Annotated in this window: 22 protein-coding genes and 3 pseudogenes; 13 read left to right on the top strand and 12 right to left on the bottom strand. The window is 59.7% G+C overall.

The features are described from left to right. Positions 1-9: 9 nt before the first annotated feature. The 8 genes and pseudogenes from gmtY to BPHYT_RS00965 all read right to left on the bottom strand — a co-directional run bounded on the left by gmtY (position 10) and on the right by BPHYT_RS00965 (position 6284). Positions 10-1392 (bottom strand): gamma-mobile-trio recombinase GmtY, encoded by a 1383-nt coding sequence (gmtY, locus tag BPHYT_RS00995; RefSeq protein ID WP_012431291.1) that lies wholly within the window; start codon positions 1390-1392, stop codon positions 10-12. An 84-nt stretch (positions 1393-1476) separates the two neighbouring features. Beyond that, positions 1477-2739 carry an MFS transporter gene (locus BPHYT_RS00990; RefSeq protein WP_039346158.1) on the bottom strand — a complete coding sequence of 421 codons (1263 nt, stop codon included), beginning with the start codon at positions 2737-2739 and terminating at the stop codon, positions 1477-1479. After that, positions 2690-3454 carry an arsenical resistance protein ArsH gene (gene arsH / locus BPHYT_RS00985; RefSeq protein ID WP_012431289.1) on the bottom strand — a complete coding sequence of 255 codons (765 nt, stop codon included), beginning with the start codon at positions 3452-3454 and terminating at the stop codon, positions 2690-2692. Before arsH ends, BPHYT_RS00990 begins: the two co-directional genes overlap by 50 nt. Before the next feature lie 21 nt (positions 3455-3475). Then, positions 3476-3922: an arsenic resistance N-acetyltransferase ArsN2 gene (gene arsN2 / locus BPHYT_RS00980; RefSeq protein ID WP_012431288.1), complete on the bottom strand. Its 447-nt coding sequence runs from the start codon at positions 3920-3922 to the stop codon at positions 3476-3478. Between the two features lie 9 nt (positions 3923-3931). Beyond that, complete coding sequence (arsB, locus tag BPHYT_RS00975; RefSeq protein ID WP_012431287.1) at positions 3932-4993, bottom strand: ACR3 family arsenite efflux transporter; 1062 nt, start codon at positions 4991-4993, stop codon at positions 3932-3934. Continuing rightward, a complete protein-coding gene (locus tag BPHYT_RS00970) occupies positions 4980-5501 on the bottom strand; it encodes an arsenate reductase ArsC (protein WP_012431286.1) in 522 nt (173 codons plus the stop codon). The genes arsB and BPHYT_RS00970 overlap by 14 nt, the downstream gene beginning before the upstream one ends. After that, a pseudogene (locus BPHYT_RS38990) lies at positions 5498-5955 on the bottom strand (ArsI/CadI family heavy metal resistance metalloenzyme). Before BPHYT_RS38990 ends, BPHYT_RS00970 begins: the two are co-directional and overlap by 4 nt. Next, entirely contained in the window at positions 5952-6284 is a 333-nt protein-coding gene (locus tag BPHYT_RS00965) for an ArsR/SmtB family transcription factor (RefSeq protein ID WP_012431285.1), read from the bottom strand. Before BPHYT_RS00965 ends, BPHYT_RS38990 begins: the two are co-directional and overlap by 4 nt. Before the next feature lie 192 nt (positions 6285-6476). On the opposite strand from BPHYT_RS00965, the gene imuA reads away from it, so the two are divergent. From imuA to BPHYT_RS00950, 3 genes are read left to right on the top strand one after another with little or no spacing between them, the layout of a single operon-like run. Beyond that, the gene (gene imuA / locus BPHYT_RS00960) at positions 6477-7259 is read left to right on the top strand and encodes a translesion DNA synthesis-associated protein ImuA (protein WP_012431284.1); all 783 of its coding nucleotides are present in this window, start codon (positions 6477-6479) and stop codon (positions 7257-7259) included. After that, a complete protein-coding gene (locus BPHYT_RS00955) occupies positions 7183-8646 on the top strand; it encodes a Y-family DNA polymerase (RefSeq protein ID WP_012431283.1) in 1464 nt (487 codons plus the stop codon). The genes imuA and BPHYT_RS00955 overlap by 77 nt, the downstream gene beginning before the upstream one ends. Before the next feature lie 30 nt (positions 8647-8676). Then, a complete protein-coding gene (locus BPHYT_RS00950; RefSeq protein ID WP_012431282.1) occupies positions 8677-11808 on the top strand; it encodes an error-prone DNA polymerase in 3132 nt (1043 codons plus the stop codon). A 190-nt stretch (positions 11809-11998) separates the two neighbouring features. Here BPHYT_RS00950 and BPHYT_RS38985 read toward each other — a convergent pair whose 3' ends face one another. Continuing rightward, complete coding sequence (locus tag BPHYT_RS38985) at positions 11999-12229, bottom strand: NUDIX domain-containing protein (protein WP_223274461.1); 231 nt, start codon at positions 12227-12229, stop codon at positions 11999-12001. Continuing rightward, positions 12226-12747 carry a hypothetical protein gene (locus tag BPHYT_RS00945; protein ID WP_012431281.1) on the bottom strand — a complete coding sequence of 174 codons (522 nt, stop codon included), beginning with the start codon at positions 12745-12747 and terminating at the stop codon, positions 12226-12228. The genes BPHYT_RS38985 and BPHYT_RS00945 overlap by 4 nt, the downstream gene beginning before the upstream one ends. 197 nt (positions 12748-12944) lie before the next feature. Here BPHYT_RS00945 and BPHYT_RS00940 point away from each other — a divergent pair. The 5 genes and pseudogenes from BPHYT_RS00940 to istB (BPHYT_RS00920) form a co-directional block, all read left to right on the top strand. Beyond that, positions 12945-13406: pseudogene (locus tag BPHYT_RS00940) on the top strand (IS21 family transposase); the annotation flags it as partial. A gap of 211 nt (positions 13407-13617) precedes the next feature. Then, positions 13618-15135 (top strand): IS21 family transposase, encoded by a 1518-nt coding sequence (istA, locus tag BPHYT_RS00935; RefSeq protein ID WP_041758672.1) that lies wholly within the window; start codon positions 13618-13620, stop codon positions 15133-15135. Positions 15136-15141: 6 nt separating this feature from the next. After that, the gene (gene istB / locus BPHYT_RS00930; protein ID WP_012428335.1) at positions 15142-15930 is read left to right on the top strand and encodes an IS21-like element helper ATPase IstB; all 789 of its coding nucleotides are present in this window, start codon (positions 15142-15144) and stop codon (positions 15928-15930) included. Positions 15931-16014: 84 nt separating this feature from the next. Beyond that, positions 16015-16638, top strand: a pseudogene (gene istA, locus BPHYT_RS00925) (IS21 family transposase); the annotation flags it as partial. After that, entirely contained in the window at positions 16635-17471 is an 837-nt protein-coding gene (gene istB, locus BPHYT_RS00920; RefSeq protein ID WP_012431280.1) for an IS21-like element helper ATPase IstB, read from the top strand. The pseudogene istA (BPHYT_RS00925) and the gene istB (BPHYT_RS00920), both read left to right, overlap by 4 nt. A gap of 559 nt (positions 17472-18030) precedes the next feature. Here the strand turns inward: istB (BPHYT_RS00920) and BPHYT_RS00915 are convergent. Together BPHYT_RS00915 and BPHYT_RS00910 are read right to left on the bottom strand one after the other, a co-directional pair. Continuing rightward, the gene (locus BPHYT_RS00915; RefSeq protein WP_012431279.1) at positions 18031-18909 is read right to left on the bottom strand and encodes an IclR family transcriptional regulator; all 879 of its coding nucleotides are present in this window, start codon (positions 18907-18909) and stop codon (positions 18031-18033) included. A 140-nt stretch (positions 18910-19049) separates the two neighbouring features. Beyond that, complete coding sequence (locus tag BPHYT_RS00910) at positions 19050-19808, bottom strand: amidohydrolase family protein (RefSeq protein WP_021163732.1); 759 nt, start codon at positions 19806-19808, stop codon at positions 19050-19052. 349 nt (positions 19809-20157) lie between these two features. Between BPHYT_RS00910 and BPHYT_RS00905 the strand changes: the two genes are divergently transcribed. The 5 genes from BPHYT_RS00905 (at position 20158) to BPHYT_RS38535 (ending at position 24777) form a co-directional block, all read left to right on the top strand. Next, positions 20158-21495: an acyclic terpene utilization AtuA family protein gene (locus BPHYT_RS00905; protein ID WP_012431277.1), complete on the top strand. Its 1338-nt coding sequence runs from the start codon at positions 20158-20160 to the stop codon at positions 21493-21495. Beyond that, positions 21492-21818 (top strand): AtuA-related protein, encoded by a 327-nt coding sequence (locus tag BPHYT_RS00900; RefSeq protein WP_012431276.1) that lies wholly within the window; start codon positions 21492-21494, stop codon positions 21816-21818. Before BPHYT_RS00905 ends, BPHYT_RS00900 begins: the two co-directional genes overlap by 4 nt. A 38-nt stretch (positions 21819-21856) precedes the next feature. Further along, positions 21857-23239, top strand: a complete 1383-nt coding sequence (locus BPHYT_RS00895) for an MFS transporter (protein WP_012431275.1) — start codon at positions 21857-21859, stop codon at positions 23237-23239. Between the two features lie 236 nt (positions 23240-23475). Then, the gene (locus BPHYT_RS00890; RefSeq protein WP_012431274.1) at positions 23476-24564 is read left to right on the top strand and encodes a porin; all 1089 of its coding nucleotides are present in this window, start codon (positions 23476-23478) and stop codon (positions 24562-24564) included. Positions 24565-24639: 75 nt separating this feature from the next. Then, the gene (locus tag BPHYT_RS38535) at positions 24640-24777 is read left to right on the top strand and encodes an integrase core domain-containing protein (RefSeq protein ID WP_370689605.1); all 138 of its coding nucleotides are present in this window, start codon (positions 24640-24642) and stop codon (positions 24775-24777) included. Positions 24778-24789 lie beyond the last annotated feature (12 nt).

Genomic DNA, 24789 nt, shown 5'->3' with positions numbered 1-24789 from the left:
GAGATGTGGCTAGTCAGATGAACGGACCAAATCGGACAGAGGCGTCGTAAGAAGTCCATCCAGCCGGTGCGCCGCTTGCTGAAGTGCTTCTCGGGCTTCGCTAAAGCTTGCTTGTGTGTAGATCTCCTGGCTCTCGATCGATGCGTGATGCATGAAGCGGCGAATCATCGGCTTGTCGATTCCCGCGTGCTTCAAACGCTGGCCGTAGGCGTGTCGGTGCCCGTGCGGAGTTGTGCCAAGCGCCTTGCCAACTTCGAGGCCAATGCGTTTGCACGCGGCCGCGTGAGCCTTGTTGTACTGCGTGAGGGTGTATATCGCACCATAGGGTGCGCGCCGCAGGTTCACGAAAGCGAACGGATGATCCCGATCGAAATGCGCAAGCTGCTTCAGATAGCGATGCCAAAGTTCCAGAAACCACTCGCCGTACTCCGGCACGAACCAGTACGCCTGCTTGTAGTACGGACCGTCGTGCATGCCGCCTTTCCAGCCAGCATGCCGACGGTCCATCAAGTCTGTACGCGGCACAAGGCCGAAGCGCTGGCCGAGGTATTCTGCTCGGTTCGATTTACGTGGTCGTCCTCGCTCGTCGCACCAGTCAGCAGGCGCGGCCCCGTAGTGCGGATGGTGGATGAGGACCTTGGCTTGACGCGGGTCCTGTGGATCTGGAAATACGTCCTGAACGTAAAGGTGAAAAGGCTCCGACTCTCGAAATCCCGCGCCATGGAGCAGTAGCGTGATCAAGATGCCACGATAGTCGTAACGATCGCCGTTGCGAAAGCCTTTGAAGAGCAACGCTTCAAAGTGACGTTCTGGAAAAGCTGGCGGCTCACCTCGCGCGACCTTCGGGATTCTCCGGTAGCGAAGCCAATATCCTGTGGCGCGCGCGGTGGCATTCGACGCCCACGTATGCCCAAGGAAGGCCTTGCTTCTACGATACTGGTAAGCGGCTTCATCGATCTGTCGATCGAACGTGCTGCCGACGTACCGAGGATTGACGCTGGCTGCTTCAGGACGAACTTCGCCCAACCAATTGAAGAAGTCGCTCAAATGGATGATGATGCGTGCCGCGTCGTGCGGCGAGCGAGGCGGCCAGCAAAGGCCCGTGGCGTCGATTCCTGTTTCGCGATTGAACGTTCCTGTATACAGGCGCTTCGCGAAATTCTGAAACAGTCGATGAGGGTCGCGTTCGGCGGGGTTGAGTTGGATGTACTCAAGAAAGAGCCGCACCGATCGCGTCACCTTGCGCATCCATTCCAGACTGCGATCGTGGCTTCTATGCAGGAAATAATCAATCAGCGGCTCGAGTATCCCCGTCGCGGCGAGCAGGGCGGGGATCTCAGTGTAGACGCCGGTTTCGTCCGTGAGGACCTTTGCTTTGATGCTGACGAACATCGCTCGACAGAAAAAGCAAACACTCTACGCACGCTTTAAGTCACCACGTTGACCGTTGTAAGTCATCGCTGCTCCCGAATCGACTCACCGATAAGAGGGACGTGCCGACGCGCACTTCGCTGCGATAAAAAAGCTGACGGCGGATAGCGCGGAGACAAGCAACACCGTCCATTCGACGGCGACATATCCATCCGTCAATCCCCAGATGCTGGCCGCTGCGATGGGCGCGATGCCCTTCGCAATGTTCGACGGAAACGACAGCATGCCGCTGATCGCGCCGTAGCCCTCCGTCCACAGAAACTGCTGGACGATCGTGCCGCGCAGGATCGTCATCATTCCGTTGGCGGCGCCATAGCAGAGCGCGAAGATCCACAAAAGCGCAGCGGATTTGCCAGCCACAATCAGGACGACCGTCGAGACGGGAAAGAGTGTCACCACGATGAAACCAACTGTCGTGATGGTGACCTTGCGATCGAATGCGAACCAGACCGCGCGGGCGATGACTTGCGCGGGTCCTATCAGCGCCATGGTGATGTCCAGGACCGTGTTGGTGACGCCGCGCTCGACCATCAACGGGACCAGATGAAATGTGAGCGCGGCGAAGGTCGCGTAGTAGGTTGTGAAGCACAGTGCGAGCGCCCAGAAGGTAGGCGTGCGCAGTGCACGTCGCGTTGCCGCAGCATCGACCGCCGTGCGCTCCGCGCTCGGCTGGGCAGCGTTCGGGTCGATTCGTGAGGAGCGGATTGCGAAGACATGAATCGGCAGGCAAATGATTAGATTGCACGCGGCAAGTGCGACGAGCGCGAGACGCCAACCGGCCAGATCCACGAGGAACTGCGTGACCGGAATGAAAACCGTGCTCGCGAATCCCGCAACGAGCGTCACCAGTGTGATCTTGGTCTTGTATCGCAGCGGATAGCGATGCGTGAGCACGGCGAAGAGCGGGTCATAGAAGGTCGCAGCCATCGACAGGCCCAAGCCGATCCACGCTACGAAGAGAATCGTGAGCGACGATGTGGCCGACCACATCAGAAGCATGGCGGCCGCGATCAGCGATCCAATGGCCATGATTCGACGTCCGAGCCCGTGGTCGATCCATTTGCCCACCGGATACGCCACGAAACCCGAGACCAGCAGTCCGAGCGAGAGGGCAGCATTCGTGGACGTGCGGCTCCAGCCCATGGTCTGCTCCATGGGTACGACCAGCAGCGAAAACGAATAGTAGACCGAGCCCCACGACACCAGTTGGGCGAGCGCGAGCGCCCAGGTGGCCAGCGATTCGGCGCGATCCGTCGAGTTACTCGACTTCACTGTCGTCGGTGTCGGCGTTCTGTGCGCTGTGCTCATGGCTCATGGCTGCATTGGCGAGGACGGAAACTGATGCCGGAGCCTTCTCTTTACGCTCACTGTACCGGTCGGTCAGGTAATCTGAGCGGTCGCGCACGAGTAGCGTGAACTTATACAGTTCCTCCATCACATCGACCACACGATCGTAGTACGACGAGGGCTTCATGCGACCGCTCTCATCGAACTCCTGGAACGCCTTGGCTACCGAACTCTGATTGGGAACGGTCACCATGCGCATCCAGCGGCCGAGCACGCGCAAAGCGTTCACCGCGTTGAAGGATTGCGAGCCGCCCGACACCTGCATGACCGCGAGTGTTCGCCCTTGCGTCGGCCGGATGCTTCCGGAGTCGAGCGGCAGCCAGTCGATCTGGTTCTTGAACACGCCGGTCAGCGCGCCATGTCGTTCCGGGCTGCACCAAACTTGGCCTTCGGACCAGATGGACGCTTCGCGCAATTCGAGGACCTTCGGATGGTCGGCGGGCACGCTGTCGGCGAGTGGCAGACCATGTGGATCAAACACTCTGGTCTCGGCGCCTAACTTGCGAAGGATGCGCTCAGCCTCGAGTGTCAGCAAGCGACTATAGGAGGTCGGACGGAGCGAACCGTAGAGCAGCAAGATGCGCGGCGGATGATCCGAGATCGTCCGGGGTTCGAGCTTTGTGAGATCGGGCGTGTCGAGATGAGAAAGACTGACGTTCGGAAGATCGGTGGACATCGTATGGAAGCGGCTAAAGAGCTACGGGGTGATGGGGCGTGAGAGCAAAATCGCTGTGGCCGGGCACAGTTCAACGGCCTGGCGCGTGGCGAGGATCGCGGCAGGCGCGGTCTCGCGGCTCACAAGGTTGAATCCGGTCTTCTCGAAGAAGGCTTGTGCGTCAGTCGTAAGGAGCCACGCAGTTCTGGCGTCCGCGTCGAAGGCCTGACGCAGCAGCACCGCAACGAGATTCCGGCCGATGCCCTTGCTTCGACAGCTTGGCTCGACTGTCACCGAGCGGATCAGCACATCGCGCCCGTATTGTTCGAAGCCGCCGTATCCGACGTGCGAACCGGCAAGCGTCGTGAACCCGAAAAAGCGGCGCTGCGGTTCGTTGAGGTCATCGACCGGGAGGCCGTCACGGACCAGGGCCTTGACCAGACCGACGTCACTTCCGACGGTCTCGTGTGCAATGATTATGGCGCTCACACTCGCTCCTCAGGCCGTCTCGTACCAGCGCTGCGAGCGATTCACGACGCCAACCACCAGCAGCATGACTGGCACTTCGATCAGTACGCCAACGACTGTCGCCAGCGCCGCGCCAGACTGGAACCCGAAAAAGCTGATGGCGGTAGCAACGGCCAGTTCGAAGAAGTTGCTCGCGCCGATCAGACTGGACGGACCCGCCACGCAGTGCGCGACCCCGAGCTTGCGGTTCAGCAGATAGGCCAACCCGGAGTTCAGAAACACCTGAATGAGAATAGGGACTGCGAGCATCGCAATGACCAGCGGCTCCCGGACGATTGCTTGCCCCTGAAACGCGAACAGCAGCAACAGCGTGGCGAGCAGCGCGCAAATCGAATAAGGCCCGAGGCGGGACACCGTGCGATTGAAGTGGGTCTCACCCTTCGCGAGCAGCACGCGACGCAATAACTGCGCGATGACGACTGGAATGATGATGTAGAGACCCACCGACGCGATCAGCGTATTCCAGGGAACGGTGATGGCGGACAGGCCAAGCAACAGTGCCACGATCGGCGCGAATGCGACAATCATGATCGCGTCGTTCAGCGCCACCTGCGACAAGGTGAAATAGGGATCGCCCTTGCAAAGCTGCGACCAGACGAACACCATCGCCGTGCAGGGGGCGGCAGCCAGCAGAATGAGGCCGGCAATGTAGCTGTCGAGTTGCGCTGCGGGCAACCAGGCGGCGAAGACGTGGCGCACGAATATCCAGCCCAGTAGCGCCATGGAGAAAGGTTTGACGAGCCAGTTCACGAACAGCGTAACGCCGATCCCGCGCCAGTGGCCCTTGACCTGCGCCATCGCGCCGAAGTCGATCTTGATGAGCATCGGAATGATCATCACCCAGATCAGCACGCCCACCGGCAGATTGACCTGCGCCAATTCCATGCGACCGATCGCCTGAAAAAGGGACGGCAACCACTGGCCCAGCGCGATGCCCGCGACGATGCACAGCGCAACCCACACCGTCAGGTATCGCTCGAAGAAGCCAATGACCGGACGGCTCGCGCGAGCGACCGAATCAGTGCTGCCCATTGGATTCCTCGGCGGGACGTTCGCCAATCGCGCGCACTTCATTCTGGGCGGCATTGCGATCGAGTACGTGCAACGGCAGGTTCACAAACTGGCTCACCCGCGTCAGAATCTGCCGATAGACCTTGGTGAAGACCGCGCGCTTCTCTTCGTCGCTGCCCACGAATGCGGCAGGGTCTTCAAAACCCCAGTGCGCGGTGATCGGCTTACCGGGCCATATCGGGCACACCTCGCCAGCCGCCTGGTCGCACACGGTGATCACGAAGTCCATTTGCGGCGCGTCGGGTGCACCGAACTCATCCCAGCTCTTACTGCGCAGCCCGGCCGTGTCGTAGTCCAGCGACTCGCAGCGCTCGATCGCAAACGGATTGACCGCGCCTGACGGGTGACTGCCTGCGCTGAACGCGTGGAATCGACCCTTGCCTAGCGTGTTAAAAAGCGCCTCGGCCATGATGCTTCGGGCACTGTTGCCCGTGCAAAGGACCAGAATGTTGTAGGTCTTGTCGTTCACGTCTTGCTCCGATTGAGATCTGCGCCGGCGCAGCAGGCATTTGAAGAAACGCGGGCTTCGCGCGAACGATCGCGCGACTCTCCATAAACAGGGGCGTGCTCAAGCGTTTGAAACGTCTCCCATGCGACGCCCTGTGGGTCCACGGTCCAGGTCTTATCCGACTTTGCATAACAGCAGGTCGTCGCCGTCTGATTCGTGACAGGCAATTCAGCGCTCGCGAAACGCGCTCGCATCTCGGCAAGTTCCTCGTCCGATTCGACCTGAATGCAAGGTGATCAATGCCGGGCTTTACGCCACGCTGCGAAATAGCGAAGTTGACCTTCGGATCGCTCAACTCCCATTTGCGGTAGTGCGACTTCGATACCGTCGGTTTCGCGCCTCCAAACATGGCAACGTAGAACCGGGTGCTCGCATCAATATCTTCGACAGCAACGTGGATGTGCATGCGTTTCATGATTTAGCTCCTTGGCACTGCGACACAGCTTGAACGGAACAGTCAGCGCCCGCACAGCAGTTCTCGGTCAGAAACCCGAGCAGTGCGTTCATCGCATCGAAGTTGGCTGAATAGAAGATGAACCGTCCCTTCTGCTCGCTGTTGACGAGGCCCGCATGCGACAGGTCTTTAAGGTGGAACGACAAGCCAGACGGCGAGAGGCCAAGCTGCTGAGCAATCTCACCAGCCGGCATGCCTTCGGGGCCCGCGACAACCAGTGCGCGGAAGATCGCCAGGCGCGATTCATGAGCGAGCGCGCCGAGCGCGCGTACAACGAGGTTCGAGTCCATGGCGGCATCATAGACCTGTCGATTCAAAGATTCAAGTAATCTTGAAACGATGCGGCCACGGTGTTTGATGGTCAATTAGGGACGGTAGATAGCGAGTGGAGGGAAGAAAGTTGAACCCGCCCTCCAACCCTCAAACTCGAAATCTTGGGCTAGAATACCTGTATATTTATACAGTACTCCTGGAGCCAGATCGTGGGTCGGCCTGTCTTAGCCGCACAGCAGTTACGCACGCCCGAGGAACGGGCGCGCTCCCTCGATGCTGCGCTCGACAGAAATATGTATTCGGAGTCGGGGGGAATAACGCTTTGGCGCGGGGCTCAGCTCGCGCGCGTTCACGGCAGGACGGTCGACACCGGCTACGCGGCCTTGTCGGCCGAGCTACCCGGCGGCGGCTGGCCACTGGGTGCATTGGTGGAGCTGCTGGTCCAGCAACCAGGGATTGGCGAGATGCGACTCCTGAAGCCGGCGCTCGCCGAACTCAGCGCACGTCCAATTGCGCTCTTGCAGCCGCCGCATGTCCCTAATTCGCTGGCGTTCGCGTATCTCGGGGTGCCGGTCGAACGACTGATGAGGCTGCGAGCACCAAAAACGGCGGATGCGCTCTGGTGTGCAGAACGCGTGCTTCAGGCGGGGAGCTGCGGCGCGCTCATTTTGTGGCAACAGCACATCCGAACCGAGGCGCTGCGGCGATTACACCTGGCAGCGCAAACGTCGGAAACGCTGCTTGTGCTCATTCGGCCGCTCGCCAGCGCGCAGGATTCTTCGCCAGCCACGTTGCGGCTGGGAGTGCGACCCGCTGACGGTGGCCTCGTCGTCGATGTCGTCAAGCGACGGGGCCCAATACGAAGCGAAACGCTGTCCATCACTCTGCAACCGTCTCCGATTCTTCTCAGCCCCTATGGCCGTGTTCGTCGCCATCTTCCTGCCCCGGCTTTCGCTGGAGGTGTTCCGTCCGAGGTGGTCACCTCGCACTGAGCACGGGTGCGTCGTGCTCGAGCGCGACAAGGTGGTGGTGGCAGATTCGATGGCGCGCGAGGCTGGTGTGCTTCCGGGGATGAAACGCGGCGGCGTGACTACGCTATCGCCGGACGCGCTGATGTACGACCGGAGCATCGAGCGCGAGCGAGATATGCAGCGCGAGGTCGCCTTCGGTCTGCTGCGCTTCTCGCCGCAAGTCGCGCTCTGCGATGAGGAAACCATCGTGATGGACGTGACGGCCAGCCTGCGTCTCTTCGGTGGTATCCGCCAAGTCTGCGCGTTGATGCGCGAGGTCGTGATGTCTATCGGCGTGACGATTCGCATGAGCGTGGCGCCGACTGGCCAGGGAGCATGGCTGCTTGCAAAACGCGGCTGGTGCCGCGTGCTCAAGATGCCATCGCTCGAGCGGAACCTCAACGCACTGCCGTTCACGGTCGTGCAGGAGCTGCGCGGGTTTGCCGACTGGTTTCAAGGCCTAGGCTGCCGGGTGCTGGCCGACATCCGTCGCCTGCCGCGGGCCGGCCTGAAGAAACGCTGTGGCGTCGGGCTGCTCGATGCGCTCGACCGCGCCTACGGCCTCTCGCCCGAACTGTACCAATGGCTCGAGATGCCGCCGACTTTCAGCGCGCGCACCGAGCTTCCTGACCGGGTCGAGCATGCCGACGCCATCCTGTTTTCGGCGAAACGCCTCATAGTCCAGTTGTGCGGCTGGTTGAGCGCGCAGCAGTTCGCGCTGACCCATGCCACGGTGTCGCTCGAGCATGAGCGCGGCCGCGAAGCCATCGAGCCAACCACTCTCGAGATAGCGCTTGCGGAACCGACATGGCACGAGGAGCACCTCGTTCGTTTGCTGAAGGAACGCCTCGGTCGCACCGAACTGCCAGCCGCCGTCCTGGCGGTCCGGCTGACCGCGTCCAGCGTGCAGCCCGCCGAGCCACCGAGCGATTCGCTCTTTCTCGACCCGGGCGGTTCAGCTGAAGACCACAATCGCCTTATCGAGCTGCTGGTTGCGCGGCTTGGCACGGAGAACGTCGAGCGCGCGGCGCCGACATCCGACCACAGGCCGGAGATGGCGAACCGCTGGGTGCCCATCCAGAACGATGCGAAGGTGCAGGCACCGCCTCCAGGTCTGCCACGACCGACCTGGCTGCTCGAGAAACCCATCAAGCTCATGATGAAGAACCATCGACCGTTCTACGGCTCGCCGCTCAGGCTCGTGTCGACTGGGGAGCGCATCGAGGCAGGATGGCACGACAGCGAAGCGGTGACGCGCGACTACTACGTTGCAGAGGCCGCCGATAAAAGCTGCTACTGGATTTATCGCGAACGGCCCGTCGTGAAGACGGAAGAAGTGCGCTGGTATCTGCACGGCCTCTTCGGATAAGACGGTGCAATCGTGGACTTCCCATCGTCGATGCTTCCAGAGTACGCGGAGCTTTTCGCCTTCACCAACTTCTCGTTCCTCCGCGGCGCCTCGCACGGAGAAGAGCTGGTGCTGCGTGCATCCCAGCTCGGTTATTCAGGCCTCGCAATAACCGACGAGTGTTCGCTCGCCGGCGTCGTACGCGCCCATGTCGAAGCGAAGAAAGAAAAGCTCCCCCTGGTCATCGGCTCGTACTTTCAGCTCGTGAATGCAGACCGGTCGCCGGCCTTCGGTCTCATCTTGCTGGCGCAAAATCGCGAGGGCTACGGCAACCTTTCCGAATTCATCACGCTCGGACGCATGCGTGCAGCGAAAGGCGAATACCTGCTCACGCCGCACGACATCTCGAAGCCAGAGAAAGGCTACACGCATCTGCGGGGAATGCCGGACTGCCTCGCCATTCTGGTGCCCGATTTCCCGGCGACCGAAGATGCGCTGGCCGTCCAGCTCGAATGGATGAACGACGTGTTCGCGGGACGTGCATGGGTCGGACTGACGCTGCACCAGCACGCGATGGACGACATCCATCGGGGCATCGTCGAGCATGTGGCGGACCAGTATCGCGTACCGGTCGTGGCGACGGGCAACGTCGTCATGCATGTCCGCTCGCGTAAGCCGCTGCAGGACACGATGACGGCAATCCGGTTGCGTAAGACCGTCGCCGAATGCGGATACGACCTCGCGCCAAACGCCGAGGGCCATCTGCGTTCTCGGTTTCGGCTGGGGAACCTGTATCCGACGCGTGCACTGTACGAGACGCTCAACATTCTTGAACGGTGTAACTTCTCACTCGACGAGCTTCGCTACGAATATCCCGACGAGCTCGTGCCAGAGGGTTTTACGCACGAAGCGTATTTACGGCAGGAGACATACATCGGTGCGCACCGGCGCTATCCCAACGGCATTCCGCACAACGTCCAGGAGCAGATTGAGCACGAGCTACAGCTCATCCGCGAACTGGAATATGAGGCCTATTTCCTCACGGTCTACGACATCGTGCGCTTTGCCCGCAGTCAGCACATCCTGTGTCAGGGGCGCGGGTCGGCGGCGAATAGTGCGGTCTGTTACTGCCTCGGCGTGACGGAGGTCGACCCATCACGCGGGAACATGCTGTTCGAGCGCTTTATCAGCAAGGAACGTGGCGAGCCACCCGACATCGACGTGGACTTCGAGCATCAACGTCGCGAAGAGGTCATCCAATACATCTACCGGAAGTACGGGCGCGACCGTGCGGCGATTGCTGCAGCGGTATCCACATACCGGCCACGCGGCGCGCTGCGCGAAAGCGGCAAGGCGCTCGGCGTCGACCCGCAAATTGTGGACAAGGTGGCGAAATCGCATCAGTGGTTCGACCATTCGGCCGACCTGCTTCAACGCTTCGCTGAATCCGGACTGGACCCGGAGAATCCGCTCATCGGTCTCTGGGCGAAGCTTGCTGCTCAGATTCTCAACTTTCCACGCCACCTGTCGCAGCACTCCGGTGGCTTCGTCATCAGCCGCGGCAAGCTCACGCGGCTGGTCCCCGTCGAGAACGCGACGATGGCAGACCGCTCCGCCATTCAGTGGGACAAGGACGACCTGGAAGCGCTCGGCCTGTTGAAAATCGATGTGCTCGCACTTGGCATGCTGTCGGCCATCCGTCGCACGCTCGACATCGTGTCAGAGCAGTGCGGTGAGCGTTTCGAGATGCAGGACATACCTCCCGAGGACGCGGCGACCTACGAGATGATTTCGCGGGCGGACACCGTGGGCGTGTTCCAGATTGAGTCGCGTGCGCAGATGAGCATGCTGCCGCGGATGAAGCCCCGAGAGTTCTACGACCTCGTTATCGAGGTGGCCATCGTGAGGCCGGGCCCGATTCAGGGCGGCGCAGTGCATCCTTACCTGCGCCGGCGCCAAGGACTGGAGCCGGTGACGTATCCGAGCGACGCATTGGAGGTCGCTCTCGGGCGAACGCTTGGCGTGCCCATCTTCCAGGAGCAGGTGATGCAGGTGGCCATCCTGGCTGCCGGTTTTACGCCGGGCGAAGCGGACCAGTTGCGCCGCGCGATGGCCGCCTGGAAACGTAAGGGTGGTCTCGACAAATACTACGACCGCATCGTCAACGGTATGACCGAGCGCGGTTACACGAAGGACTTCGCCGAATCCATCTTCCAGCAAATTCACGGTTTTGGCGAATACGGCTTCCCGGAAAGCCACGCGGCGAGCTTCGCGCTGCTTGTGTACGCGAGCAGCTGGCTGAAGTGTCATGAGCCGGAGGCGTTCCTCGCGGCGATGCTGAACAGCATGCCACTCGGCTTCTACTCCGCGTCGCAGTTGATTCAGGATGCGCAGCGACATGGCGTGAAGGTGCTCCCAGCCGACGTCACCATCAGCAACTGGGATTCGGTGCTCGAGCGTGAAACATCGGCATCCAGGCCATCAGTACGCCTTGGCCTGTCGCTGTTGAAGGGCATGAAGGACGGTGCAGCGGAGCGAATCGAAGCCGCGAGAGCCGTGAGGCAGTTCTCCAGCGTCAGCGACCTTGCGCGCCGCGCGCAACTCGACCGAAATGACCTCAAGGTTCTGGCAGCAGCAAACTCGCTGTCACTGCTCGCTGGCAATCGACGCGAAGCGCTCTGGGCGTCCGTCGCCGCTGTGCCCGACAGCGACATCCTTGCCGATGCTTGCGTCGATGACGAAACGCCTGCGTTCGGGGCGCCGTCGGAAGGCGAAGACATCGTCGCAGACTACAACTCGATGAGCCTCACGCTCGGCCGGCATCCACTTTCCCTTCTGCGGCCAGCCCTGCTAGAACAGCGCCTGATGCCAGCGGCAACACTCATGACCTATCGTAATGGCAGACTCGCTCGTGGCTGCGGGTTGGTCACAGTGCGGCAACGGCCGGGAACGGCGAAAGGCGTGATGTTTCTCACCATTGAGGATGAGACCGGCAACGTGAACATCATCATCTGGACATCGGTTCAGGAGAAGTTCCGGCAGGAGGTGTTGGGCGCGTCGCTCCTCGCCGTGTACGGAACGTGGCAATGCGAAGGCGAGGTTCGCCACCTGGTTGCGCAGAGGCTCGTCGATTTGTCTCACCTGCTCGGCGGGCTAACGGCAGTCAGTCGCAACTTCTGCTGAGCTCGTGCTGATTATGTCATCAATGTCTGTATTGCCTTGCTCAGCGACTTTTTGCTGCCGCGCGATTGACGAAGGAAGATTTCCGCAATCCCCTTAGTCGGAATGCTCGTGTCCAACTTCGCAAGGTCTTTCAGTTTGACCCACTGGCAGCGCGCTATTTCGTTCGACGGTATTGGTTCCGAGCCGTCCGTCAGCCTAACAATGAAGACGAAGTGCCGGGTTCGCAGACCCCGAAACGGAAGAGGTAGTGGTTATTTGAAACTTGCAGCCCAGTCTCTTCGTCGAGTTCCCGGATTGCCGTGGACGCGATGTCTTCACCGGCTTTCTGCCGGCCACCTGGGAAAGCCCAGCGACCACGCTCCCGGGCGACCAGTAGAACGTTGCCGTTGCGCTCACAAATTACTGTTGCTCGTCGCTTCATTGTCCTTTCGGCGCCTTAATGGGCTTGTTGGCAAATGGATTGATGGGGTACACCTTCTCCGGTTCCTTGACCCGCTCGAGCAGCTGGACCTTGGGCCACGCTGCGACCATCGACTCCAAGCCACGCACGACGTTGGTTTCCAACGCCTGGATTCCCGAGTCACCTTGAAAATTAGCGCTGAACGCTGCATGGAATCGGTACTGGAAATGACCCGAAATTTCCGTGATTCGCTCAGCCGTACCTGACTCCGTGTAGATGACCGATTCGGGCGAGAACGGGTCGTAGTAAATCACGTTCGGATAGTCGGTATTGACGGCAACGCGTGGCTCATCGGAGACCAAAAGCGAGCCCACGAGCTGAATTGAGCCTTTCATGCCCTTCGGCGTCTTGAACACCCAGATTCGCTTGGGCAAGCGTCCAGCGAGGTCTGTGAGCTTTGAGTTGTTGGAGCCGAAGTATCCGACCTCACGGTTCTTCAGGTTCGATTCCAGCTTCTGCCAGTAGTAAAAGATGTCCATGCAACTGCGCTTGATTGTTTGGTTGTTTGTCGATGTTCTTTGATATTACCAACTCCGCGTGGATAGTCTCCTTCGCCGGAAGAAGCCCGCTTAAAATAGGCGTATCGTTATCTTGTCGCGCGCAGTTGTAAATTGATACAGCAACGCAGTTAGGAATTGATACACCTCGTTGTAGGGTTGCTCCTTTTGGGCGGCCCGTGATCAGCTACGAGGAGTACATGGAAATCGAGATTCTGCGTCGCCAGGGAAACAGCCTTCGGGACATCGCGGTCGAGACCGGCATGGCAGTCAACACAGTCAGGAAGTATCTGGAATCGGGTCCGCCGCAGCGTAAGGCCCGTCAGCCAGTCGTCGGCAAGCTTGCGCCCTTCAAGGCCTATTTGCAGGGCCGTGTCGAAGCAGCGAAGCCGGACTGGATTCCGGCGACGGTGCTCAAGCGGGAGATTGAGGAGCGCGGCTACACGGGCGGTTTGCGTCGGGTGCAGGAGTATCTGCAGAAGCTTCGCCCCGCTGCACGCCCCGACCCGGTGGTCAGATTCGAGACAGAGCCGGGACATCAGATGCAGATGGACTGGATTGAGTTTCGTAAGCCGGGGCACAAACTCGGCATGCTCGCGGCGTTCGTTGCGACGTTGGGCTACAGCCGTGTGTCACGGATCGCCGTATAGGAGCCAATTGATGATCGGCGCATAGGCGCCAGCGCAGGATCGGCGCAATGGAGCCAGTCCATGATCGCCGTAATGGCGCCATCCGATGATCGGCGTATAGGCGCCACCTGCGCCGTGTAGCAGAACGCGGTTCGAACTTTCCCAACTGGGTACGCTTCGCTCTTTTCTGAGCGGAGCGCCCATGGCCAACCGGAGGTTCGAATTGTTTGAGTACCGCCAAGTCCTTGTCCGTATGCGGCAAGGCGATTCCGACCGCGACATAGCGCGCGCCGGGCTCATGGGCCGCAAGAAGCTCACCGCGGTAAGGCGCACCGCGCAAGAGCTCGGCTGGCTCGATCCGGCGCGGCCGCTGCCGCAAGACACCGTGATCGCAGGTCAGTTCGGCCGCACGCCGCACCTGCCCAGTACCTGCGTGTCGACACTCGAACCCTTTCGCGAGCAGATCAGTAGCTGGTTTGACGCTGACGTACAGGGCACAACGATTCACAGCGCGCTCAAGCGCAACCATGGCTACACCGGCAGCTATTCGGCGGTGCGCCGCTTCCTGAAGCATCTGGGCGCCGAACGTAATGTCACGGCGACAACGATTCTGGACTTCCCGCCGGCCGATGCCGCGCAGGTCGACTTCGGCGCCGGTCCAGCGCTCATCCACGAATCAGGTCACACGCTCAAGACGTGGTTCTTCGTCATGACGCTATGCTGGTCGCGTCATCAGTATGTCGAACTCGTGTTCGATCAGACCATCGAGACGTGGCTGGCCTGCCACCGGCGCGCCTTCGAGTGGTTCGGCGGCTGCCCCGGGCGAATCATCATCGACAACGCGAAGTGCGCGATCATCAGGGCATGCACGTACGACCCCGAGGTCCAGCGCTCCTACGCGGGCCTCGCTGAAGGATATGGCTTCAGGATCGATGCCTGTCCTCCGCACGACCCGCAGAAGAAGGGCGTCGTTGAATCGGGCGTCAAATACGTCAAGAAGTCCTTCATGCCGCTGCGCGCGTTTCGTGATCTGCCGGATGCCAATCGGCAACTGCGCGAATGGATCATGCGGGAAGCCAGCGTTCGTGAACACGGCACGACACGCGAACAGCCGCTGGCGCGCTTCGCCATCGAGAAGCCGCTATTGACGGCGCTGCCCGATGTACCGCCCGTGCTCGCCGCATGGTCCACGGTCACCGTTCATCGTGACGCTCACATCCAGCATCACAAGGCGCTCTACTCGGTGCCGTTCGCCCTGGTCGGCAAGACGCTGTGGGTGAAGTCGACAGACACGGTCGTGCAGCTGTTCCATCAGCACGAACTCGTTGCCACCCATCCCCGGCTGCGCAAGCCAGGCGCACGCTCAACCGTCCGCGATCATCAGCCGCCGGCAGCGCAGGCGTGGCTCGAACACGATCCGCAATGGTGTCTGGCGCAGGCCAAAGAAATCGGTCCTGCCTGCCACGCGCTGATTCTGGCGCTCTTCAACGATGAGGTACTCGTCAACCTGCGCGGTGCGCAGGGCATCGTCCGGCTTCGCGGCAAGGTGGGTGACGCGCGGCTGGATGCCGCATGCGAACGGGCGCTGGCCCATGCCAGTCCCAGGTGGCGAACGGTCAAGACGATTCTGGACAAAGGTCTGGAGAGCGAGCCCATCGCAGAGTCCCCGCAAACGCTCACCGATACCTACGTCAACGGCGGCCGCTTCGGTCGCAATCTCCAATCCCTGCTGATCCACTAAACGCCCATGAACCCCAGTCCTGAACTGAACACAACCCTCAAGCAGTTGCGCCTGTCCGGCGTGCTCGATTCCCTTGAGCAGCGCAACCGGCAGGCCATCGACGGCCAGCTCGCGTACACGGAGTTCCTCGCCATGCTGCTGCACGACGAAGTCGCCCGACGTGATCAGAAGAAGCTGCGCACCCGCCTGGCCCGCGCTGGCTTCGCAATGGGCAAGACCCTCGAAACGTTCGACTTCGACCGGCTGCCGAACCTGAATCGAACCCATATCCACGACCTCGCTACCGGTCGCTATATCGATGAGAAGGTCGCGATTCTGATTGCCGGACCAACCGGTACCGGCAAGTCGCACCTGGCCCAGGCACTCGGCAATTGCGCCGCCCGGCAAGGACGTGATGTCGTGTTCGCCACGCAGACCCGGCTGTTGAACAGTCTGCAGGCAGCGCGCGCGACCGGTACCTATGAGCGCAAACTGAAACAGCTTGCCAGCGTACCGGTTCTCATCGTCGACGACTTCGCGCTCAAGCCGCTGCGCTCGCCGCAGGATGAAGACTTCCACGACCTGATCGCGGAAAGGTACGAGACCGCTGCGACGATCCTGACCAGTAACCTCGACTTCAGCGAATGGGGCGATGCGTTTGCCGGCAACCGCATCCTCGGCGCCGCCACACTCGATCGCCTGCGACACGGCGCCTATCGTATCGTGCTCGATGGTGACAGCTTCCGCACGCCCAGGCCATTGCCTGAACCCGACCAGACACGACTTGCGAAATCAACCAAAAAAACGCATCCTTGAGTCCGTTCGAATCCGCGTTTTACTTCACTTCAAACTGGCGCCATTACGGCGATCATCCCCGGCGTCAATACGCCGATCCGTGACAGCCGTGTCAGCTACGCGGAGTTTGTCACCGACATGCGTATCGAAACGCTGCTGGCTTGCCATGTGCGGGCATTCGAGGCATTTGGCGGCGTCACCAGAGAGATCGTGTACGACAACATGAAGACGGTGATTCTGAAACGCGATGCCTATGGCAAGAAGCAGCACCGATATCATCCGGGGTTCGCTGACTTCGCCAAACACCATGGGTTCGTGCCGCGCGTGTGCAAGCCATACCGCGCGAAGACGAAGGGCAAGGTCGAGCGTATGAACGGATATCTGCGCTATAGCTTCTGGGTCCCGTTGGTTTCAATGCTCAAACAGGCAGGGCTCACAGCCGACTGCGGCCTGTGCAATGAGCGCGTCAGGCTGTGGTTGCGCGACGTCGCCAACGTCCGGGTGCATGGCACTACCAAACGGGTTCCGGCCGAGGTGTTGCTCGAGGAGCGGCCGCATCTTCTGCCACTGCCGGCACCATACGTGGGACGATCGGTTCGAACGGGAGCGACGCCACATCAGCAGCCGAAACCAGCATCACGGTACGCGACCTCGGAGTGGAACAAACCGTTGCAGCACCCGTTGTCGGTCTACGACGCGTTCAGCCGCGCACAGGAGGTAAGCGCATGACGCCGCAGCTCGAACGACTGACTGTGTTGTGCAAGCAGCTCAACCTGCTGCACTTGCCGACACAGATTGCGCACCTCGGCCAGATGGCCGCCAAACGCGAGCTCGGCTATCTCGACTTCCTCGAACAGGCCTTGAAGGATGAAGCGATGGCACGCGCGGAGCGAATGCGCCGGATGCTGACGCGTCTGGCTGGATTCCCGGCAATCAAGACGCTTGATGAATTCGACTTCGAATTCGTGCTCGGCGTACCGAAAGCATTGGTTCTCGAACTCGGCAGTCTTGCCTTTGTGGAGCGTGCCGAGAATGTCGTGCTGCTCGGACCCAGTGGCGTTGGCAAAACCCATCTTGCCGTCGCGCTTGGATATCGTGCAACGCAGGCCGGATTTCGCACCCGCTTCATTACTGCCGCCGATCTGCTGATGCAATTGACGACAGCGTTGCGGCGTAACCAGCTGGAGGAAACTATCAAGCGGATCACGAAGCCATACAGGCTTCTGATCATTGACGAGATGGGGTATCTGCCCATGGACCGGGAGCAGGCGAACCTGCTCTTCCAGGTGGTCGCCAAACGGTACGAAACCGGAAGTCTCATCCTGACCAGCAATCTTCCGTTCGGCCAGTGGGACCAGACCTTCGCTGACGATGCAACGCTCACGGCGGCGCTCCTCGACCGGCTGCTTCATCACGCACACGTCGTGCCGATCTCCGGCGACTCGTACAGGCTGAAGGAAAAACGTCAGGCCGGCATGATCAACCGCATCCCACCACCGCACCTGAACGACGCGGACGATGTCAAACGCAAACGCAACTCGAAGGAGGCAGCACTCAGCTAATAACCGTATGCGCAGGTGTATCAAATTCAAATTGCGTTTGCGTCCGAAGCTGTATCAACTTGAGATTGCGTTTGACAATCTCGCGGCCGCGGCTCTGATGCGACTGCAAATCGGAAGTGACTTGTAGCACCCCACATGGTCAAAGGAGGCGGCGATGAGCAAAGGAACAGGCGGCAACCAAGGTGGCGCGCGCGGTAACTCGAGCGGCCCATCGAAAGGCTCGTCCGGTGGGGCAAAATCGGCCGGAAGCGGCGGCCGGTCGGGCGGTGCTTCGTCCGGTGGTAATTGGCCGAGTACGACCGGAAACCCATCCGGCGGTGGGCGCGGGAACGCCGCACCTCGCGGAAGTCGATAAAGCCTGCGCCAGGGCACGGACCAGCGACTTCGGAGAAGCTCCTGCTCTCGATGCTCAAGATTGCGGAGAGTGAGGCAAACTCCGTCGAGTTAGGATGCGGCCAAGTTCAGACGTGTTGCGGCTGGATGGGGTTGATGCTTTTGTGATGGGCCGCCGCAGTCACCTCTGAAGGCGGCTCGTCGGCGGTTGCAGTGAACGACACCTTTACCCAATTGCCTGAGTCTTCTCTGCATGGGCAGCATCTCCGTCGACATCGTCCGCATTTTGGAGCTTGCTAGGGTAACTCCCTTTGTAGCCAAGTTTTCGGGAAATTTCTTCTCCCGCATGTTTGACCAAATCGCACAGGCCAGACTCAAGGGGGCGCAGACGGTATGTAGGACCTGTGACACTCACGCCGGCGAGCATGTGACCCGCCTGATTCCAGATTGGAGCCGATATTCCGCTCATGCCTTCGAACATGCTCTCGTGCGAAATTGAGACACCAGCGTCCCGAATCCGGCTCAGTTCATCCATCAGCTCAGGAACGGTTGAAATGGTCTGTGGCGTAAAGACCTCGAGTGGTTTTCGCTGCAGATACCTTTCTGTCCACTGCGCTGGCTGGTAAGCCAACAGAAGCTTGCCGATAGAACTGGAATGCAGCGGGCGACGCAGGCCGACAGAAAGCGAGAATCTGACCGCCTTACGTGTTTCGATAATTTCGATGGTCTCGGCCAACTCTTCGTCCTGAGCGAGGATGCCCAATTGAACGGTTTCTCCCGTTTCGGCGAACAGGGCCTGTAGCGACGGTCGAGCCGACGGAAGAAAGCGTTCTTTCGCCAGGATTGCCGTAGCAATCGCATACGTTTCGCTTCCCAGCCTGTACGCGCCCGACACATTGACAACATAGTTTGCCGCTTCCAGGGAACGCAACAGGGTGAGCAAGCTTGTTTTCGGTAGATGCGTCAGAGCGGCAAGCCTGGAGAGCGACAGGCCGTTCGCACTGGTCGCAAGCTCATAGATGATTTGCAGCACCCGAGCCGGCGAGCGCGTCGTCTCATATTGCTTCCGCGAGGAGGTGGTCTCAACGTCGACCGGTTCGTCCATTGTCATGTCCTGGCGTGCTTGGGAAAACGTGATAGTAACGCGGCGAGTAACTATCAAATGGTAGTCGTTGACGAGTGGCGTGAAGACTAGGCCCTGAGGTGGCGACGCGCCGTGGGCCTTACTCCGGCCTCCTGCGGTCACTAGCATCGAAAGTAAAGCTCGGCAGGGTTGTCTACCAATATTCGCTGAATCGTGGCTGAATCCTGTGCCCACGTCGCCAATCGGTCTAGCAGCTTCCCGTCGTCGGGCACATCTTCTTCATACGAGACGTGCGGCCAATCGCTCCCCCAAAGGACGCGTTCAGGATTCGCATCGACCAGTTGCCGCGCCCGTGCGTTGTCCGGAGAAAAGCGCCATGCGGATAGCTTTACCCAGGCTTTGCCGCTAGCGAGCAGGTCCAGCAACGTCCGGAACCCCCGCGAACTGATGGGACTTTCCTTATAGACGTGTGCCATATGGTCGAAGACGACAGGCACCGGCAAGCGATGCAACTGCTCTGCCAGTTCTTCCACGTCATCAGAATCGACGAAGAGCTGCAGGTGCCAGCCGAAATCGCGGATACGCGATGCCATCTCCGCAATCTGCTCGGTGCTCGTCCCACCGGCAACCACGCGCTGCAGCCTGACGCCCCGTGCACCTCGGGCATGCATATCGGCGAGGGTTGCCTCATCGACATCCGGTTCTACCACGACAACCGCACGTGCATGCTCGCCCATGCGCTCGGTCGAGTCCAAGGTGCACGCGTTGTCCTTCGCAAAGAAGCTCGGTTGAACAATCACGTTGCGCTCGATGCCCGTCGCCCGCTTCATTTCCAGATAGTCGGCGAATGTCGACTCCGGCGGTTCGAGTGAGCGCGTCTCGCGCAATGGATATCTGTCGAACGGCCCGACGATATGCATGTGTGAGTCGCACGCACCTGCCGGAATGGGGAAACCGGGACGCGACGTGTCTCTGCGTGCACCCAGTGGATTCGCCCGGGGAGGCGTTCGGTTGGCTGTCATTTTTCAGTCCCTTCGCGGTCAGGCCGACCACAGTCGAGCCTGCATTGATGGTGTGCGGATGCTGAACGGTCGTCTCCTTTTTCAGCAGGTACAGCAGTCTGCTGGCCCGACTCAATGCTAGTCGTTCCGAATTTACACGTCAAATCCGATATGAGAACAAAACTGCTTGACTTCGTCGCGACTCCGGCCTTTAATGTTCCGAAAGCAGAACGATAAAATATTTTCGGAACAAATCTAGGAGGCAACCATGGCTGGAAGCACCGTGCGCATCGGCGCCGGAGCGGGCTTCGCTGGCGACCGTATTGACCCGGCGCGCGACCTGGCAGAGCGAGGCAATCTCGACTTTCTCGTCTTCGAGTGTCTGGCAGAACGGACGCTTGCTTATGGACATCTCGCAAGGTCCCAAGACCCAAATAAGGGCTACAACCCGCGCCTCGAAAAGCGCCTCGCTGCTGTTCTGCAGGCGTGTGTTCGGGGTGGCACGACTATCGTCACGAATATGGGTGTCGCGAACCCGCGTGCCGCGGGCGCTCTCGCAGTGGACCTCGCGCGCCGCATGGGATTGAAAATCCGCGTGGCAATCGTCGAAGGCGATGACGTCACCAGTCAGATTTCGGACCAAACCTTCCTTCCCGAAATCGGTAAAACGGTCGGAGAAGCGGGACTGCGAATGGTTGGGGCGAATGCGTATCTCGGCGCGGAAGCCATCATCCCGGCGCTCGATACAGAACCACACATCGTCATCACCGGACGGGTGGCCGACCCTTCGCTTTTCCTTGCGCCAATCGCGCACCGCAATGGCTGGAAACTCGACGACTGGATGACACTCGGTGCAGGCACGGTGGTCGGGCATCTGCTCGAATGCACATCGCAGGTAACGGGTGGATATTTCGCTGACCCGCCATACAAGGAAGTGCCCAACCTTGCCTATGTCGGCTTTCCGTTGGCGGAAGTACAGCCTGACGGGAGTTGCATCATCACGAAGCTCGACGGCACGGGAGGGTTTGTCAACGAACTCACAGTGAAGGAGCAGTTGCTCTACGAAGTACACGACCCTCGTGCTTACCTCACCCCGGACGTCACAGCTGATTTCACGAACGTGCAAATCGAAGTGGCGGGCAAAGACCGGGTGGCTGTTCGCGGTGGCATCGGGCGCGAACGTCCTGCTCAACTGAAGACAATTGTCGGCTTCGACGGTGGCTTTCTGGCTGAGGCTGGCATCAGCTACGCCGGTCCCGGCGCAGAGAACCGTGCCCGACTGGCGGCCTCCATTATCGAAGAGCGCATGCGCAATCTCCATGGGTGCGCGGACAAGATTCGTCTGGACCTGATTGGTATCAACTCGCTGCATGCGACCGCCATTCAGCGTGAGGCCATCACTCAGGATGTTCGGGTGCGCGCTGCGATGCGCACGACGGACCGCGAGATGGCTGAAACCTTGTTATCGGAAGTCGAAAGTCTGTGGGTGTCAGGTCCGGCTGGTGGCGGAGGCTATCGCGGCAACATCGACTCCTCGGTGAAAACCCACGCTGTTTTTGTCAATCGCGACGCGATTGAGACCAAAGTTGAGGTCTTGCAGTCATGAAGAAAACTGTTCCGCTCAGAGAAGTCGCGTCGGCTCGTACCGGTGACAAGGGAAATGTGTCGTGCATCTCGGTCTGGCCTTATGACCCGAAGCATTACGACGACATCAAGGCCTCGCTAACCGCAGAACGGGTATCGGCCGCCTACCCGGACCTGTTCCGAGGGGAGGTCAAACGATACGAGATACCTGCGCTTCACGGATTCAACTTTGTGATTCGCGACGCGCTGGAGGGCGGTGTAAACGCCTCGTTGAATCTTGATTTTCACGGTAAATCGTTCAGCTTCCTGCTACTTGCCTTGACCGTAGAAGTCACAGCAGACTAGCTCAGTCGAGCTTCCTAAAACAAATTCAGGAGACAAACATGTCGGATTCGGTTTATGCCGCTCCGAGGCTCGACAGGCTGCCATTGAGTGGTTTTCACTGGCGTCTGTTCCTCCTCATCGGCGGCGGTCTTTTCCTCGATGCCTTCGACGTTTATCTGGGCGGCGTAGTCACCGGCTCGCTTCTCAAGACTGGCTGGTCCACGCTTGAGATGAACGCATGGTTCACCACGATGACGTTCGCGGGGCTTACGGTGGGCGCCTGGAGTGCGGGTGAGCTTGGCGACCGGTTTGGGCGCAGGTTTTCCTATCAGGTGAATCTAATCATCTTCGGTGGCGCGTCGCTTGCTGCGACGCTCGCGCCGAACATGTACTGGCTCATCGCGCTGCGATTCATCATGGGCATCGGGATGGGGGCAGAGATTGTTATCTCGTACGGCATGTTGTCGGAGTTCGTACCGCCCCGTTATAGAGGCCGACTCCTGGCTGCCTTGTCCCTGTTCGCGAACTCCGCAGTTCTTATTGCTTCGTTGACCAGTCTGTGGATTATTCCGAACTTCGGGTGGCGTTACATGTTCGCCATCGTCGGGGTCGCGGCAATCGTCATCTGGCTGCTGCGAAAGAAGATGCCAGAGTCGCCGAGATGGCTTGTCAGTCAGGGCAGATATGCCGAAGCCGAAGCGGTGCTGCAGTCGATTGAGGCAGACATCTCACGCAATCATGAGCTCGACGACTTCGTGCGGGAGCAGCCGGTAAAGCCACAGCACGTTCCCATCGGTGTCCTCTTCAGGTCACCTGTCGTGTGGCGGACGCTGGTCGGCTCGCTGATTATGGTCACTATCGGCTACAGCGTTTATGGTCTGATTAACTGGCTCCCATCCTTCTTCGTGCGTCAGGGTTTCGACATCGTCAAGTCGTTGTCGTACAGCACCGTGATGTCGTTGGGCGCGCCGGCGGGAACAATCATCGGCATTTTCCTCGCCGACCGCGTGGGCCGTCGGCCCGCAATTATCGGTGCCGCACTGGTGACAGCGGCGATGGGCTTGTTCTATCAGCACGCTGCTTCGAACACGATGCTCCTGGTAGCCGGGCTCTGTCTTATTTGCGGCATCTACGTCCTCGTCGCGGTAGGGCAAGGCGCTTATGTTCCGGAACTCTTCGCAACGTCTTATCGCCTCAGAGGTAGTGGCGTATGCGGCACGGCTGGGCGGGCGGCCAGCGCACTTTGCCAGTTCTTCGTCCTGTGGCTCTTCACCATGGGCGGCGTCAACATGGTAGTCGCGTCGGTCGTTGCCATTCAAGTACTGCTTGCCGTTGCAGTTTGGGCGCTTCGCATCGAGACAAGCGGCGTGGGTCTCGACCATATGCCCGACGATTTGGAACATACCGCCGGTCAGCCGAGGATTGCCGACATTGGTCACTGAAGTCTCCCGCAACGTCGCACCACCCTGACGCTGCGTCTTGCGAGACGCAGCGTCCCTGAAAACACCGGAATCTTATCTCTCAATAAGATATTCAACGCTTCACATCAATTAGTACAACGATATTAAATTGGAGACTTTTCGTGAAAATATATTCAAATAAAGCGCATGCTCAGTCCGAGCGTTCACTTACATCGGGGTACCGGCGTAGAGGTATCGGAAAACTAGCAGGATTGTCGATGGTCGGCATTGTCGGCTTGCATGCGCATGCCGCGTGGAGTCAGTCAGCCGTAACTCTGTACGGGGTCATCGACGAGGCAATCCGCTACGACAACCATCAGACACGCGACGGCGGCCATAACATCACCATGGGTACGGGCGGCGCGCTCCTTGGAAGCAGGTGGGGGCTGCGTGGTACCGAAGATTTGGGCGGCGGCAGCAAAGCGATATTTGTGCTGGAATCTGGTTTCGTTGCGAACACGGGCGCACTTGCGTTCTCGACGCCGGGAGGGCAGCAGCGTCTGTTCGGACGACAAGCATTCGTCGGGTTTTCACACCAAGGATTGGGCACGGTAACTTTCGGTCGGCAATACGCCCTCGCCTATCTGATGGGGTCCGCGCATGACGTATTTGGGTTCGCCAATTACGCAGCAACGTGGGGATTTCAATCTGCCGGCCTAGTGGGCGGTGCGCGTCTCGATAACACTGTTCAATACACATCCGACAAGCTTTTTGGGTTCACGGTAAGTGGCGCCTACACGTTTGGCGGTGTAGCGGGCGATATACATCGCTATTCCTCGCCGGCCGTCAGTTTGAGCTACGACGTTGGTCCTTTGAACATTGGCGCGGTGTATCAGCAGGTCAACAACATTGGCGGAGCAACGCCAGCTAGCACGCAGTACGGCAATACCTATTTCGGCATCGCCATTCCGGACAGCTCTCAAAAGATTGCGATGGTGGGTGCGACCTATGCGCTTGCCCAAGCCAAAATCTACGCGCAATACATCTTCAGTCACGTCTATCCGGCTGATTATCGCAATGACTCGTTCTCGGTAGGCGCATCCTATCTGTTCACGCCGTCCATAGAGTTGCGTGGTGCCGCCTATGTCGACATCCTGCATCATGCAGATGGCGAAGGTACGCGCGTCACGGCAGGCCCGATTCTTCTTTACCATCTGTCCAAGCGGACAGATTTGTACTCCGGCGTCAATTACAATCATCTCACCGGTCAGTGGACCAAACTTGCTTCGACTTCTGGCTTTACCCAATCCTTTAATGGATACAACTCTCTGTTCGAGGGCGTCGTCGGCATGATTCACCGGTTCTAATTCGAGCAAATCGCTGAACTAAGCGCACCCAGCTTTCAGCATTGTGACGGTAGGCTATATGGGCCGGTCCTCGCTGTGTCGCCCATCTGGACGTGCAAGCCATTGGAAAACGGCTATATTGAGTGTCTCAGCGGGCGCTTCCCGGATGAATGCTTGAACGAGCACTGGTTTGTATCCATGCGTCATGCCAGAAGCTTGATTGAATTGTGGTGAATCGAGTACAAC

This window comes from Paraburkholderia phytofirmans PsJN, assembly GCF_000020125.1.
Classification (GTDB): Bacteria; Pseudomonadota; Gammaproteobacteria; order Burkholderiales; family Burkholderiaceae; genus Paraburkholderia; species Paraburkholderia phytofirmans.
The sequence above is the reverse complement of the archived record's forward strand: the minus strand, read 5'-3'. Positions and strand labels throughout refer to the sequence as shown.